Origin of the sequence: Serinibacter salmoneus (genome assembly GCF_002563925.1) — a bacterium.
Classification (GTDB): Bacteria; Actinomycetota; Actinomycetes; order Actinomycetales; family Beutenbergiaceae; genus Serinibacter; species Serinibacter salmoneus.
On the sequence record NZ_PDJD01000001.1, the window covers coordinates 1,045,418 to 1,059,567 of the forward strand.

Here is a 14,150-nt window from a genome sequence, read left to right on the forward strand (position 1 = left end):
CCCTTCGCTGTTCGATCAGAGGCTGCGCAGCACGGCGACCACGCGCCCCAGGATCTGGGCGTTGCGGCCGTCGATCGGGGAGAACGCGGGGTTCGCGGGCATCAGCCAAAGTTCGTCCGACGTGCGCCTGAGCGTCTTCACGGTGGCCTCACCGTCGATCATCGCGGCCACGATCTCGCCGTTCTCGGCATCGCGTTGCTCGCGGATCACCACCCAGTCGCCGTCGCAGATCGCGGCCTCGATCATCGACTCGCCGACCACCTGGAGCAGGAAGAGCGTGCCGTCGCCCACGATGCGGCGGGGGAGGGCCACCACATCCTCCACGCTCTGCTCGGCCAGGATCGGCCCGCCCGCGGCGATGCGGCCCACCAAGGGCACGTAGGAGGTGTCGGAGGAGGGCGGTTCGGGCAGCACCACGGGGGCGACCTGAGCGCCGGCCTGGTCCTGGTTCTTGCGCAGGGGAATGGTGCGGGCCGTGGCCGCGGCCGCCGCGGCGGCGTCCGAGCGGGGGGTGATGCCCGGAGCGGCGGAGACCGTCTCGGGCAGCGCCACCACCTCCATGGCCCGCGGCCGGTGCGGGTCACGCCGGAGGTAGCCCTTCGTCTCCAACTGCTGGAGCTGATGCTTCACGCTCGAGGGTGAGGTCAGGCCGACCGCCTCGCCGATCTCCCGCATGCTCGGGGGATACCCGCGCTCGGTGATGCTGGCGGAGATGACATCGAGTACCGCACGTTGGCGGACGGTCAGCACTCGCGTCTCGCGTATCGACATGGTCTCGTCTCCCGGTTCCGGCGGCAACGGCGCCCTCGAAGGCTGGATGTCAGTCCTCGGTGCTGTGGTGTCCCTGTGACCCACTGCTCACAGCCTACGGCCTCGAGGGTGAATTGGTGCGACACCTGTTCGAATCGGGGTGTCGACATTCGGCGGGTCGCGCGGTACGGTATCGAACAACCGTACGACGTACAGACGTTCGAAGGGAGTCGGGACATGACGACGATGACGATGGCGACGGTCACCGCGGTGCCCCCCGCTCCGGCGCGCGGCGCCGGGGCGAGCATCCGGCATGGTGCACGGGCAAGTCGTCCGGGAGCCTCGGCCCCGGCAGCCATGCGCCTGACCCGGCGTGGCCGTGCGGTCTTCGCCTCGTTGGGCGTGGCGCTCGCCCTGGCCGTCGGTGCGGTCGCGGGGGTTGCCGTGGCGGCCACGGACGGCGATGCGATGGTCACCCAGGTTCACACGGTCAGCGCCGGGGAGTCCCTGTGGAGCATCGCCGCGGGGCACACTCAGCCCGGGCAGGATGTGCGCGAGACGATCTCGATGCTGACGGAGCTGAACGACCTGGCGAGCGTGGACCTGATGGCAGGCCAGCAACTGCAGGTACCGGCTCCCTGAGCGGCCGGGTGCGCGTGTCAGAATGGGCGCCGGTCGCGGCATCGCGGCCGACCAGCCGGACGGAGACCCACGTGCACTGCCCTTTCTGTCGTCACACGGACACGCGGGTGGTGGACTCGCGCGCGAGCGAGGACGGTTCGTCCATTCGGCGGCGCCGGCAGTGTCCGCAGTGTCATCGACGCTTCAGCACCGTGGAGGCCACGAGCCTGTCGGTGGTGAAGCGCTCGGGAGTCGTGGAGCCGTTCAGCCGGGAGAAGGTCGTCTCCGGGGTCCGTAAGGCGTGTCAGGGCCGTCCCGTCGGGGAGGACAGTCTCGCGTTGCTGGCCCAGCGCGTGGAGGAGTCCCTGCGTGCCTCGGGAGCCGCGGAGATCGATGCGCACGATATCGGCCTGGCGATCCTCGGTCCGCTGCGCGAACTCGATGAGGTCGCCTACCTGCGCTTTGCCTCCGTCTACCAGGACTTCGGTTCGCTCGCCGATTTCGAGGCGGCGATCGCTACCCTACGGGCCGAGGGCCGCGGCTGACGCGGCCCGGCCGTCCGGCGCTCAACCGCGGTGGACGACGGCGCGGATCGTGGTGGGCAGCGCTTCCAGCTCGGCGACGATCGCGGCGGGCTCCTCGCCGGCGATGTCCGTGACGGCGTACCCGATCTCCCCCCAGGTTCCCAGAACCTGGTACTCCACATTCGCTCCGTGCTTGGCAAGTGCGTCGTTCAGCGACGCCATGACGCCGGGGACGTTGGAGTGCAACAGCGCGATCCGGTGCGTACCCACCCGGGGGTGGTCGAGCACCAGGCCCGGCACGTTCACCGAGAGGTAGGTGGCGCCCGCGCGGGCGTAGTCCCGCAGCTTGCCGGCCACGAACACGCCGATGTCGTGCTGGGCCTCCTCGGTGGATCCGCCGATGTGCGGCGTGAGGATCACGTTCGCGAGCCCGCGCAGTTCGCTGTCGAACGGATCACCCTTCGAACGGGGCTCCTCCGGGAAGACATCGACGGCCGCTCCCGCGAGCGAGCCGTCCAGGACCCGCTCGCGCAGCACCGAGTAGTCCACGAGGAAGCCGCGTGAGAGGTTGAGGAAGATCGCGCCGGTGCGCATCGCGGCGAACTGCTGGGCGCCGAACATTCCCGCATTGCCCGGACGGCCGTCCACGTGCAACGTCACGATGTCTGCCTGCTCGAGCAGCTCCTCGAGCGAGGACATGCGCCGGGCATTGCCCAGTGCGAGCTTCTCCGCGGTGTCGTAGAACACCACGTGCATACCCAGGGCCTCGGCCACCACGGAGAGCTGCGTGCCGATGTTCCCGTACCCGACGATGCCCAGGGTTCGTCCGCGCACCTCGTGCGCCCCGGTCGCGGACTTGTTCCACAGGCCCGCGTGCAGGGAGGAGTTCTGAACGGTCAGGCGCCGGGTGAGCGCGATGATCTCGCCCACCGCGAGCTCCACCACGGACCGGGTGTTGGAGAACGGCGCATTGAAGACGGCCACGCCGCGGCGCGCAGCAGCGGCGAGATCGATCTGGTTGGTGCCGATGCAGAAGGCCCCCACGGCGTCCAGGGTGCTGTTCGCGAGTACCCGCTCGGTGACCTGCGTCTTGGACCGGATGCCCAGTACCGAGACGCCGTCGAGCGCCGCGATCAGATCGTCCTCGTCCAGGGCTGCGGTGCGTGTGGTCACCTCGTAACCGGCGTCCGTGAGGATCTCGGTCGCCAGCGGGTGGATGTTCTCCAGCAGTAGGGCTCGGGGCACCCCTGCATTGTGTCCCCGATGCGGGCGCCGCCCAAATCGTTCCCACGATGTGTCACGCGAGGGTTGTGTGCTCGCGGCGGGCCCGATCACCGCACCGCGGTTACGGCACGGCGGTGCGCAGCGCCTCGGGAACGGCTCCGAGCAGGGAGAGGCTTCGCGTGGGACGGGTCATCGTGACGTAGGCATCGCCGGGCGACATCGTGGCGACGTCGATCGCCACCACCGAGTCGAACTCCAGCCCCTTGCTGCCTCGTGGATCCAGTACGAGCAACGCGTCGGTGAGGTCGGCGTGGGCGGGCACCGCGAGGCGCGCCCGCAAGGCCTGGAGCTGGTCGCTCGGGGCGATGACCGCACACGTGCCTCCTCGCGTGGCCGCCGCAGCGATCTCCTCCTCCAACGTGCCCGCGGTGATCCGCAGGGCGCCGGCGACGTCTCTCGCCGAGGTCACCGCGGCCCGTGCAGCGGCGCGCCGGGGCGCCATCGCCTCCAGGACAACCCCAGCGGCGTCCATCACGCTGCGCGGGGTGCGGTAGTTGATGGTGAGTTCGGCCAGGCGCCACGTGCCGATGCGGTCGAAGACCTCCCCCCAGGTGGAGGCCCCGGCCGCCGAGGACGTCTGCCCGGTATCGCCCACCACCGTGAAGGAGTGGCTCGGGCAACGGCGCACCAGGGCGCGCCAGGCCATCGGGGAGAGTTCCTGTGCCTCGTCCACCACCACATGCCCGTAGGTCCAGCTGCGGTCCGCGGCGGCGCGTTCCGCCGTCGTCATCCAGGCGCCCTCCTCACCCATCCGTTCGGCGAGCGTCTCGGCCGAGACCATGGCCGAGGCATCGGAGCCGGCGAGGGTCTGCGAGAGGGTGTCGCGTGCATAGGCCAACTCGGCGGCGCGGTCCGCGGCCTGTCGGTCCGCGCGCTGCTGCGCCTGCGGGTCGATGTCCTCGCCGATGAGCTCCGCGGCCTCGTCCAGCAGGGGTACGTCGGCCTCGGTCCAGGGCGCCGAACGCTCCCGGTACAACAGGTCGCGATCCGCCTGGGACATCCCCGGCGCGGCCTGCGCCAGCCGATCGGGCCGAGCCCACAGGTCGGCGATCAGGCGCTTGGCGCTCAACGGCATCCACGCGAGGTTCAGGGCGATGCGCACCTCGCGGTCGGCACGGATCTCCTCGGAGACCTCGGCGCGTTCCGGGGCAGTGAGTTCGCTGCCCACGGCGCGCTCGTACTGCGTCGTCAGCGTGGACAGCATGGTGCGGACGAAGACCACCCTGGCCTCGTTGTGGACCTGATGCGAGCGCCGAGCCCGCGTCCGGGCGGAGAGGATGTCCTCCGGGCGGATCACCAGGTCGACCGACCCGATCCGCACGGTCGTCTCCGTCTGCGGCACGCGCTGGCGAGCGCGCACCGCACGGGCGACCACGTCGGCCATCTCCAGGCGCCCCTTGACCTGAGCGACGGCGTCGTCCTCGAGTGCGGTCGCCCGGATTCCCGGGAGCAGCGCGGACATCGTGGTGGAGACCACCCCGGTCTCTCCGAGCGCAGGAAGGACGCGCTCGATGTAACGCAGGAACGTGCGGGACGGGCCGATCAGCAGCACACCGGAGCGGGCCAGACGCTCCCGCTTGGCGTAGAGCAGGTAGGCGGCGCGGTGCAGCGCCACAGCCGTCTTCCCCGTGCCCGGGCCGCCCTGGACCACGAGGATCCCCTCGGCATCCGCCCGGATGGCCTCGTCCTGTTCGGACTGGATCGTGGCGACGATGTCGTGCATCCGGCCGGTGCGGTGGGCGTTGAGCGAGGCCAGGAGCGCTCCCTCGCCCGCGAGCTGAGCGCGCGCGTCGTCGTCGAGCGCGTCGGCATCGAGCAGATCGTCCTCGACCCCCACGACGCTGCGGCCGCGGGTCGCGAGGTGGCGCCGTCGCACCACGTCTCCCGGGCGGGCCGCTGTGGCCTGGTAGAAGGGCCGCGCGGCGGGCGCGCGCCAATCGGTCAGGATGGGGGAGTGGTCGACGTCCGAGACGCCGATACGGCCCACGTAGCGGGGGGAGGAGTCGGTGCGCAGGTCCAACCGTCCGAAGACCAGACGGTCCTGGACCGCCCGATAGGTGGCGAGCCGGTCGGCGTACATCGTGGCGAAGGAGTCCCGCTCGGAGCGTGCCTGATGGGTGCCGGAGGCCCGCGTGGCACGGACCTCCCGCAGGCTCGACTCGGCTTGCTCGGTCAACTCGTCCAGGCGCGAGTAGATGGCGCTCACGGCAGCCTGCTCGACCGGGAACGTGGCTGACGCGGAATCGGCGCCGGTACCGTGCCCGGCGTGCAGTGTGCTGTCGGTGTCCGTGTGAGTGCTCGACTCCACCCGCATCCTCCCTCGTGGCGTGTCAGGCAGGCTGACCATTATTCCACCGACGTCCTGCACTCGTGCGTGAGGCTTCCGCGGCGCGGGAATGAGGTGGTCGAGCGCCTCGTTGAGATGATCAGAGACATGGATGCGGTAGGAGGAAGTGCAATGGATCCGCAGCAGTTGTACCGGTGGGACCTCGCGGGGCGCCCGGGCGCCGAGCCACGGCCGGAGTCCGAGGGCGCGCACCTGGCCGAGGAGGCGCCGGCGCCATCGGCCCAGTCGGACACCCCGCCCGCGGGCGCGCCGGACGTGGTGGCGGGAGTCGTGGGCGGCATCGAGGACGTGGGGCGCCGCCCTGGCAGCGTGGAGGAGATCAGCGCCACCGTGATGGTGCACGCTCTGCGGGGCTCGGTGGACGCCGGCCACGCCGGGGCCCTGGTGGCCCATCACCTCCTGGAGTCCCATCCCACGACCCGGGTGCTGACCTTCGACATGGACGGGCTGATGGACTACCGCTCGCGGCGCCCGAGCATGACCTTCGAGAAGGGTGCCTTCACGGACTACTCCGAACCGGCCCTCGTGCTGGACCTGGTCGGCACACCCTCGGGGGATCTGCTCCTGCTGCACGGTCCGGAGCCGGACCTGCACTGGGAGGCATTCACCCGAGCCGTGCGCGACATCACCACCACCTTGGGCGTGACCACCACCGTGGGGGTCCACGGCATCCCGATGGGGGTACCGCACACCCGCCCGATCTCGGTGACCTCCCACGCGACCTCACCCCACCTGATCGAGGCCGAGCCCGACGTGTTCGGCACGGTGCAGGTGCCGGGAAGCGCCGCCTCGCTGCTGGAGTACCGGTTCGGCCAGTGGGGGAAGGACGCACTCGGCTACGCCGTCCACGTGCCGCACTATCTCGCGCAGAGCGAGTACCCCGCGGCAGCGGTGGAGTTGTTGCGGCGGGTCTCGGCGGTCTCGGGCGTGGACCTGGACACCCGTGCCCTGGAGGAGTCCGCGGCGTCGGTGCTGGCAGAGATCACGAAGCAGATCGAGGACTCCTCGGAGGTAGCGGCCGTGGTGCAGGCGCTGGAGAACCAGTACGACGCGTTCGTGCAGGCCCAGGGTCGCAGCCTGCTGGACCCGGGCGAGATGCCCAGCGCAGACGAGCTCGGGGCGCAGTTCGAGGCGTTTCTGGCCGAGGTGGACCGAAAGGGCGACGAGGGGTGAGAGCGGCGCGAGGTGAGGTGCCGGCTCCCGTACACACACGCATCGCCACAGTGGCGACGAACCTGGGTCCTCTGCCACAATAGAGGCGTTGCACGGCTTCTCTCTGTCGAATGTTCTTCGGGCACGGCGTGGGGATCATGGCAGCACCGCAGCCCGGCACACGGCCGGGAAGTACGAGTCCCCGGAAGGACAAAGATGGCACAGGGAACCGTTAAGTGGTTCAACGCTGAGAAGGGATACGGGTTCATCGCCCAGGACGGCGGCGGGGCCGACGTCTTCGTCCACTACTCGGCAATCCAGTCGGATGGCTACCGCAGCCTCGAAGAGGCGCAGCGGGTCGAGTTCGAGATCACGCAGGGCCCCAAGGGCCCGCAGGCGGAGAGCGTTCGTCCTCTCTGACCGATAGGTCTCTCATCGGTGCGGCCCATCCCTTCGCGGGGTGGGCCGCACTGCTGTGCCGGCACCGGATCCCCGCCGCCGGTACCGCATCGGGTCCGGGTGCCCCCTACCTCGTGCCGGTGCGGTGGTCCGAGGGCGACTCGGCCACGAACTCCTCGGGGAGCGCCAGGGGATCCGGCTCGTCCTGGAGCGGGAGCGCCGTTCCGGCGAACTCGCGGCACGCCCTGCCCTCGAGCAGCCGAACCGGGGCGGGCAGTGCGAGCAGGTCACGCTGCAGGCGCTGGGAGTCGATGGGGGCGTCGGATGCCAGGACGACCAGGTTCCCGAACCGCCGGCCCTTGAGGATCGGGGGCTCCACCGCGAGCATGACGTGCCGGAAGGTCGCCAGGGCGGTCGCGACCTCCCGCCGTGCGACTGGCAACGGTGGGGAGTCCACGAGGTTGCCCAGGTAGAGGCCCCCGGGCTGCAGCACCCGACGCACCTCGCCGAGGAACCCGCTCGTCGTCAGGGACCGCGGCACGCGAGCCCCGGCGAACGCGTCCCGGATGATGATGTCGACCGCGTCCTCGCGCATGGCGCTGACCGCGGCCCTGGCCTCGTCCACGCGGATTCGCACCAGTGGGGAGCGCGGGACGTCGAACCACTCGCGTGCGAGCCGCGCCAGTTCGCCGTCGAGCTCGACCACCACCTGGCGTGAGCGTGGCTCCTCCGTGGCCAGCGCGCGGGCGAACGCACACGCGGCACCGCCCAGGTGAAGGATGCGCGAGGCGGGCTTCTCCCGCAGGCGCTCGCGAATCGCCAGGCGCATCTGCTGCATGTACTCGAACTCCAGGTGCCCTGGATCCTCGAGGTCGACGAAGCTGGACTCCACCCCGTTGACGTACACCATGAAGGCGCTGGGGCGGTCCGGATCCGGGAGGAGTTCGAGCGTGCCGGTGTCGATCTCGACGGGATCGAGCGGAAGGGAGCCGGGCAGCGAACGGCGTCTCACCCCGCCATCATACGAACCCTGCCGGAGGCGCCGAGGTGCGTGTGTGGTCACGGGCTTGACGGCGATCGAACGACTGTTCGATCATGGGGTGTGCCCGAGACGCCGTGGGGCTCGGACGACGCCGGAGCCCCGATCCTTCACCTCGACATGGATGCGTTCTTCGCGTCCGTGGAGTTGATCGAGCGACCCGAGCTGCGAGGTCGGCCCGTGATCGTGGGCGGTGGGGAGCGTGGCGTGGTGCTCGCCGCGACCTATGAGGCGCGTGCCTTCGGTATCCGCTCCGGTATGCCGATGGCCACGGCTCGGGCGCGGTGCCGCCAGGCGATCGTCGTGCAGCCGCGCCGCGAGGCCTATCGTCGCGCCTCGGCTCGCGTCATGGGGGTCCTTGCCGATGTGACGCCCGAGCTCGAACAGCTCTCGGTGGACGAGGCATTCCTGGACGTCTCCGGCGCGCGCCGTCGTCTCGGGTCCCCGTTGGAGATCGCGCGAGCGCTGCGGGAGCGGATCAGGCGTGAGCTCGGGTTGGTGGCGTCGGTGGGGCTCGCGGCCTCACCTGTCGTCGCGAAGATCGCCTCGGCCCGGGCGAAGCCGGACGGTGTGCTCCTGGTCCCGGCCGAGGCGACCGTCCCGTTCCTGCACTCCCTGGAGGTCACCTCGCTGTGGGGGGTGGGTGAGGCGACCCGGCGCGCTCTGGCGGAACTCGGCGTGCGCACCGTGGAGGAACTGGCCCACACACCGCGGGAGATGCTCACCTCGAGGCTGGGAAGGGCACAGGGCATGCGCCTGCATGCGCTGGCCTGGGGGCAGGATGACCGCCGTCTGGTGACCTCGCGTGTGGAGCGTTCGATCTCCTCCGAGCACACCTTCCCCCGGGACCTGCGTGACCTGGAGGGCGTCGCACGAACGGTGCTGCAGCAGAGCCATGAGGTCGCGCGGCGGCTGCGCGAGGGTGGTCTGCTGGCGCAGGGCGTGACGGTGAAGGTGCGCGCCGGCGACTTCACCACGCTCACCCGCAGCCGCCGGCTGGAGGTGGCCACGGACGTGGCGACGCAGGTGCATGCCGCCGCGCGCGCCCTCCTGGCCTCGGTCGGGATGCCTCCCAGCGGGGTGCGCCTGGTCGGGGTGCGGGCCGATGACCTCGTACCCGCCCGTGGGCACGCGGTGCAGGGAGCGCTCGGGGAGGATCCCGTGGCGCATCGGGATGTTGAGGCGGTGTTGGACGGTTTGTCGCGTCGTTTCGGTGCCGGCTCAGCGGGGCCGGCAAGTCTGCTGTCCCGTTCGGGTACCAGCACGGCCCGTGGGGACATATCCTAGGGGTATCGGATGTGCCGAGGAGGACGTCATGCCGCTTTCGGAGTACGAGCAGCGAGTGCTCGCTCAGATGGAGCAGCAGCTCAGTTCTGACGACCCCAAGCTTGCGCAGAGTTTCGCGGGCAAGGGTCGCCAGACCTCACGCGTGGTGCTGGGGGTGCTGGGGCTCGCTGCGGGTCTTGGCGTGCTGCTGGTGGGGGTGTCCCAGCACTGGACCTGGCTGGGGCTCGTGGGATTCCTGTTGATGTTCGCCGGGGCGCTGATCGCGCTGTCGTCCGGTGGCCGCGGCAAGGGTGTCACCAAGGGCGGTGAGGCCGCGCCTGCCGCCAAGGCCCAGCGCAGTAGTTTCATGACCAAGTTGGACGAGCGGTGGGATCGCCGTCGCGACGAGGGTCGCTGACGCCCGTCCCCGACTGGTTCCATCACGCGTGAGGCGCGTACCTCGATCGAGGTGCGCGCCTCACGCGTTCTCTCCTCACGGACCGGCGCCGAGCGTTCGCCTCGCACGTGAGGTGACCGACGCCGTCATCCACACGCGCTGACGCGGGCGGGCCGGCGCCGCCATCGCGCTCTGCGCTCCGCTTCACCCCACATCCCTCCCCAGATCCCTCTCCGCTTCCCTCCCCATGGTGGACCGGCGGGCTCTCGCATGCCCGCCACCGTGCGGTCCGTGGCGGCCCCGGGCCCCGTGCCGCGTCCGAACCGACTCCACGGGCCGCTCCCCACACAGTGCCGTGCCGAATCCCTCCACTCTGCTGAAGCGCCTCTGACCTGCGGCGATGTCTCCTCTCAGGGGTGCGATGGCCCGAGGGTATGGCTATCGTGGAGGAAAGTGGAGTATCGTGGAGGAAGGCGGAGCGAACAGGGGTCTCCGCGGGCCTGGGAGGAGGTCGCCAATGCTCATCGGCACCTTCACCCCCAAGCTCGACGACAAGGGGCGGCTGATCCTTCCAGCCAAGTTCCGTGAGCAGATGGCGGGAGGGCTCGTCGTGACACGTGGGCACGAGCGCTGCCTGTTCGTCTTCCCGATGGCGGAGTTCGCCTCCTTGCACAGCAAGTTGGCCGATGCTCCGCTCACCTCCCGTCAGGCGCGTGACTTCAACCGTGTGCTGCTCTCCGGGGCGCATGACGAGATCCCGGACAAGCAGGGGCGGATCACGATCCCTCCTGTGCTGCGGCAGTGGGCGAGCCTGGGGCGCGACCTGGCTGTCGTCGGGACGGGCAACAAGCTCGAGGTCTGGGACTCCGCCGCCTGGGAGGACTACCTCGTCGGGGCCTCCGAGGCGTTCGAGGATGCGGCCGAGGAGGTGGTCCCGGGCTACTGACGCCCGTCGCAACCATGTCTGGGTTGTCGTCCGTGGTCTCCCGCCGACGCGTCTGGCGCACTTCCCCGGTGCCAGAACCGGAGGGAGTCCACGACCGACAACCACCCACCACCCGTCCACCAGCCACAGGCCACCGACAGGCACCGACACCACTGCCGGCACTACCGACGAACGGACCCCGTATGACTGAGCGCTCCGCCGAGGACCTCCACGTCCCCGTGCTCGCTCAGCGTTGCGTGGACCTGCTGGCTCCCGCGCTCGGCGATCCCGGCGCGATCATGATCGATGCCACCCTCGGCATGGGCGGGCACACCGAGGCAGCGCTGAGTCAGGTGCCCGGCCTCACCGTGATCGGGATCGATCGGGACACCGACGCCCTCGACCTCGCCTCGCGCCGCCTCGCGCCGTTCGGTGACCGGTTCGTGCCCGTGCATGCCACCTACGACGAGATCGACGAGGTTGCCGCCGAGCATGCCCCGGGCGGGGTGCAGGGAGTCCTGATGGACCTGGGCGTCTCCTCGCTGCAGTTGGACGACGACGAGCGCGGCTTCTCCTACTCGCGGCCTGCCCTGCTGGACATGCGGATGGACGCCACGACGGGCCCGACGGCGGCCGATCTCCTCGCCGAGTCCGAGGAACGAGAGCTGGTACACATCCTGCGCACCTACGGTGAGGAGCGCTCGGCGCACCGGATTGCTCGCGCGATCGTCTCGGCCCGCCAGGCGACGCCGATCACCACCTCCGATCAGCTCGCTGAGATCGTGAAGCGTTCAGTCCCGTACGCCCAGCAGAAGTCCGGGGGGCACCCCGCCAAGCGGACCTTCCAGGCGCTGCGGATCGCGGTCAACCGGGAGCTGGACATCCTCGCCGACGCGCTGCCGCGCGCCGTGGAGTCGCTCGCGGTGGGTGGCCGCATCGTCGTGGAGGCCTACCACTCCCTCGAGGACCGCCTCGTCAAGCGCGAACTCGCCCGCGGCGCACTCAGCAGCGCACCGCGGGAGTGGCCGATCGAGCCACCCACCCATCGCCCCTACCTGGAGCTGCTGGTGCGGGGCGCCGAGAAGGCCGATGACGCCGAGGTCGCCCGCAACCCGCGATCGGCGTCCGTGCGCCTGCGCGCCGCCGAACGCATCCGTCCCACCCCCGATCACATGAAGAGCGACCCGAGGAGGCAGTCATGAGCGTGGCACCCCTGCGCACCGCAGCGCCGAGGCCGACCGTGCGCCGTCGACCTCCCCTCCAGGTGGTGCGGGGGGCCAAGCACGAGGGGTCCCGGGCACCGTTCCTCGGGCTGTGTGCGGCGATCCTCATCGCCGCGCTGCTCGGGGCCCTTGCCATCAACACGGTGATGGCCGCGACCTCGCACGCGATGAGCGCGAAGCAGGCCCAGGTCACCGAGCTCACCGCCGAGGTGGACGCGCTGCGCTCGGAACTGGAACTGGTGCGGGCACCTGCCTCGGTGATGGCCCGTGCGGAGCGCCTGGGCCTGACCCCGAGCGAGGGGATCCAGTACGTGCGGCTCGCCGACGGACGCGTGGTCGGGGGCGAGTAGCGCCCAGGGCGGCGTGTCCGCCCGTCCTTCCTGTGATCGAGTTGGGAGCATCTGAGCCATGAGCCGCAGCGCCAGAGGTACCGCACCCCGCGTCGGCTCCCCGCACACCCGCCAGCGCGCGATGCTCTGGGGCGTGCTGATCGTGCTCGCGCTCTTCGGCGCCCGGCTCGTGCAGGTGCAGGTGATCCAGAGCGAGGCGCTCGCCGCCGAGGCCCGCGCGACCCGCGAGCGCACCTACACCCTGGCGGCGCAGCGCGGCGACATCGTGGACTCGACCGGCGTGACCTTCGCGACCTCCCAGATCCGCTACGACGTCGAGGTGGACCAGCGCCAGATCCCCGCCTTCGTGGTGCTCGATGAGGACGGCGAGATCGCCTCGCGCGGTGCCGTCGCGGCGGCCGATCTCCTGGCGCCCCTGTTGGACCGCGACCCGCACGAGCTCGGTGCGCAACTGACGGGGGACCGCGGCTACCTGCTGCTGGCCTCCGAGGTCACGCCGGAGGTGCGCGAGAGCATCGAGGCGCTCGGCATCAACGGCCTGACCACGCGTGAGTCGACCACCCGGGTCTATCCGGCGGGTACCACGGCCGGCAGCATCATCGGGTGGCTCAACGCCGACGACGAGGGTGCGGCCGGCCTGGAGTACAGCCTGAACGAGCAACTCACCGGGACCGACGGCGAGCGCACGGTCGAGATCGGACGCCGCGGCGAGATCATCCCCTCGGCCGCACAGTCCACCACGGCAGCCCAGGACGGTCTGACCGTCCACACCTCCATCAACTCCGATGTGCAGTACCAGTGCCAGGAGGTCATGGACCGGTACACGAAGGAGTCGCAGGCGAGTTGGAGCGCGGCGGTCGTGGTCGAGGTCGACACGGGCCGCATCATCGCGCTGTGCGATTCCGCGCAGATCGACCCCAACGACCCGGAGGGCTACGCCACCATCAACTCCGTGCAGTACTCCTACGAACCGGGGTCGACGGGGAAGATCCTCACCATGGCCGCGGCGCTGAACGAGGGTGTGGTCACGCCGGAGACGGTGTTCGACATCCCGTACCAGTTCACCACCCCCAACGGGCAGACGTTCAAGGACTTCGCGCCGCACCCGGACCGGGAGATGACGGCGGCGGGCATCCTCGCGGTCTCCTCCAATACCGGGACCGTGCAGATCGGTGACCTGATGAGCGATGAGACCCGCGCCGAGTACATGGAGGCGTTCGGTTGGCACGAGCCGACCGGGGTGGAGCTCGCGGGGGAGTCCGGCGGGCTGAACATGGACCCCGCCAACTGGGACGGCCGTACCCGCTACGCCACGATGTTCGGTCAGGGCATCGGGGTGAACCTGCTGCAGAACGTCGGCGTGATCGCCACCCTCGCCAACGACGGCGTGCGCATGCCGCTGCACCTGGTGGACGGCTACTCCGGAAGCGACGGCGTGCTCGAACCCGCCGAGATCGCAGAGGGTGTGGAGGTGGTCACCCCGCAGACCGCGCAGGAGATGGTCACGATCCTCGAGGGTGTCGTCGCCAACGACGGCGCCACCGGGACCAAGGCGGCCGTCCCCGGCTACCGGGTGGCGGGGAAGACCGGCACCGCGGAGGTACCCGACGACACCGGCGCGCTCACCGAGACGGCCGCGAGTTTCGTCGGGACCATCCCCGCGGACGACCCGAAGTTGGCCATCGGTGTGGTCGTCTACCGTGCCCAGATCAACGAGTACGGCGGGCTCGTCGCGGCCCCCGCGTTCAACGAGATCGCGAGTTTCGCCGTCGAACGCCTCGGGATCGCGCCGTCCGCCTCCGACGCCGAGTTGTATCCGGTCTACGGCGCGGACGATCCCTATCTCGACGAGACCGACGGGTAGATTGGCCCC

At 70.4% G+C, this 14,150-nt stretch carries 14 protein-coding genes; 10 read left to right on the forward strand and 4 right to left on the reverse strand.

Translation table 11 applies throughout. The annotated features are described in order from the left end of the window. Positions 1 to 15: 15 nt before the first annotated feature. Positions 16 to 771 carry a transcriptional repressor LexA gene (lexA, locus tag ATL40_RS04530; RefSeq protein WP_098468501.1) on the reverse strand — a complete coding sequence of 252 codons (756 nt, stop codon included), beginning with the start codon at positions 769 to 771 and terminating at the stop codon, positions 16 to 18. 216 nt (positions 772 to 987) lie between these two features. On the opposite strand from lexA, the gene ATL40_RS04535 reads away from it, so the two are divergent. Next, on the forward strand, positions 988 to 1,392 hold the full coding sequence (locus ATL40_RS04535; RefSeq protein WP_211283060.1) for a LysM peptidoglycan-binding domain-containing protein: 405 nt from the start codon (positions 988 to 990) through the stop codon (positions 1,390 to 1,392). Positions 1,393 to 1,463: 71 nt separating this feature from the next. Next, positions 1,464 to 1,916 (forward strand): transcriptional regulator NrdR, encoded by a 453-nt coding sequence (gene nrdR, locus ATL40_RS04540; RefSeq protein WP_098468503.1) that lies wholly within the window; start codon positions 1,464 to 1,466, stop codon positions 1,914 to 1,916. A gap of 21 nt (positions 1,917 to 1,937) precedes the next feature. Here nrdR and serA read toward each other — a convergent pair whose 3' ends face one another. After that, positions 1,938 to 3,140 carry a phosphoglycerate dehydrogenase gene (serA, locus tag ATL40_RS04545; RefSeq protein ID WP_098468504.1) on the reverse strand — a complete coding sequence of 401 codons (1,203 nt, stop codon included), beginning with the start codon at positions 3,138 to 3,140 and terminating at the stop codon, positions 1,938 to 1,940. A 100-nt stretch (positions 3,141 to 3,240) separates the two neighbouring features. Continuing rightward, the gene (locus tag ATL40_RS04550) at positions 3,241 to 5,385 is read right to left on the reverse strand and encodes a HelD family protein (protein WP_245866734.1); all 2,145 of its coding nucleotides are present in this window, start codon (positions 5,383 to 5,385) and stop codon (positions 3,241 to 3,243) included. A gap of 252 nt (positions 5,386 to 5,637) precedes the next feature. On the opposite strand from ATL40_RS04550, the gene ATL40_RS04555 reads away from it, so the two are divergent. After that, positions 5,638 to 6,699, forward strand: a complete 1,062-nt coding sequence (locus ATL40_RS04555) for a proteasome assembly chaperone family protein (RefSeq protein ID WP_245866736.1) — start codon at positions 5,638 to 5,640, stop codon at positions 6,697 to 6,699. Between the two features lie 195 nt (positions 6,700 to 6,894). After that, positions 6,895 to 7,098: a cold-shock protein gene (locus ATL40_RS04560; protein ID WP_098468506.1), complete on the forward strand. Its 204-nt coding sequence runs from the start codon at positions 6,895 to 6,897 to the stop codon at positions 7,096 to 7,098. A gap of 106 nt (positions 7,099 to 7,204) precedes the next feature. Here the strand turns inward: ATL40_RS04560 and ATL40_RS04565 are convergent, their stop codons facing one another. Further along, positions 7,205 to 8,089 carry a spermidine synthase gene (locus ATL40_RS04565; protein WP_098468507.1) on the reverse strand — a complete coding sequence of 295 codons (885 nt, stop codon included), beginning with the start codon at positions 8,087 to 8,089 and terminating at the stop codon, positions 7,205 to 7,207. A gap of 90 nt (positions 8,090 to 8,179) precedes the next feature. Here ATL40_RS04565 and dinB point away from each other — a divergent pair, with 90 nt between their 5' ends. The 6 genes from dinB to ATL40_RS04595 all read left to right on the forward strand — a co-directional run bounded on the left by dinB (position 8,180) and on the right by ATL40_RS04595 (position 14,141). Next, on the forward strand, positions 8,180 to 9,403 hold the full coding sequence (gene dinB / locus ATL40_RS04570) for a DNA polymerase IV (protein WP_245866739.1): 1,224 nt from the start codon (positions 8,180 to 8,182) through the stop codon (positions 9,401 to 9,403). 28 nt (positions 9,404 to 9,431) lie between these two features. Then, complete coding sequence (locus ATL40_RS04575; RefSeq protein ID WP_098468508.1) at positions 9,432 to 9,800, forward strand: DUF3040 domain-containing protein; 369 nt, start codon at positions 9,432 to 9,434, stop codon at positions 9,798 to 9,800. A gap of 496 nt (positions 9,801 to 10,296) precedes the next feature. Beyond that, positions 10,297 to 10,725, forward strand: a complete 429-nt coding sequence (gene mraZ / locus ATL40_RS04580) for a division/cell wall cluster transcriptional repressor MraZ (RefSeq protein WP_098468509.1) — start codon at positions 10,297 to 10,299, stop codon at positions 10,723 to 10,725. 182 nt (positions 10,726 to 10,907) lie between these two features. Continuing rightward, the gene (gene rsmH / locus ATL40_RS04585; RefSeq protein WP_098468510.1) at positions 10,908 to 11,906 is read left to right on the forward strand and encodes a 16S rRNA (cytosine(1402)-N(4))-methyltransferase RsmH; all 999 of its coding nucleotides are present in this window, start codon (positions 10,908 to 10,910) and stop codon (positions 11,904 to 11,906) included. After that, positions 11,903 to 12,277 (forward strand): cell division protein FtsL, encoded by a 375-nt coding sequence (gene ftsL, locus ATL40_RS04590; RefSeq protein WP_098468511.1) that lies wholly within the window; start codon positions 11,903 to 11,905, stop codon positions 12,275 to 12,277. The genes rsmH and ftsL overlap by 4 nt, the downstream gene beginning before the upstream one ends. 58 nt (positions 12,278 to 12,335) lie before the next feature. Beyond that, positions 12,336 to 14,141, forward strand: coding sequence for a peptidoglycan D,D-transpeptidase FtsI family protein (locus ATL40_RS04595; RefSeq protein ID WP_098468512.1), 1,806 nt, complete (start codon positions 12,336 to 12,338; stop codon positions 14,139 to 14,141). Positions 14,142 to 14,150 lie beyond the last annotated feature (9 nt).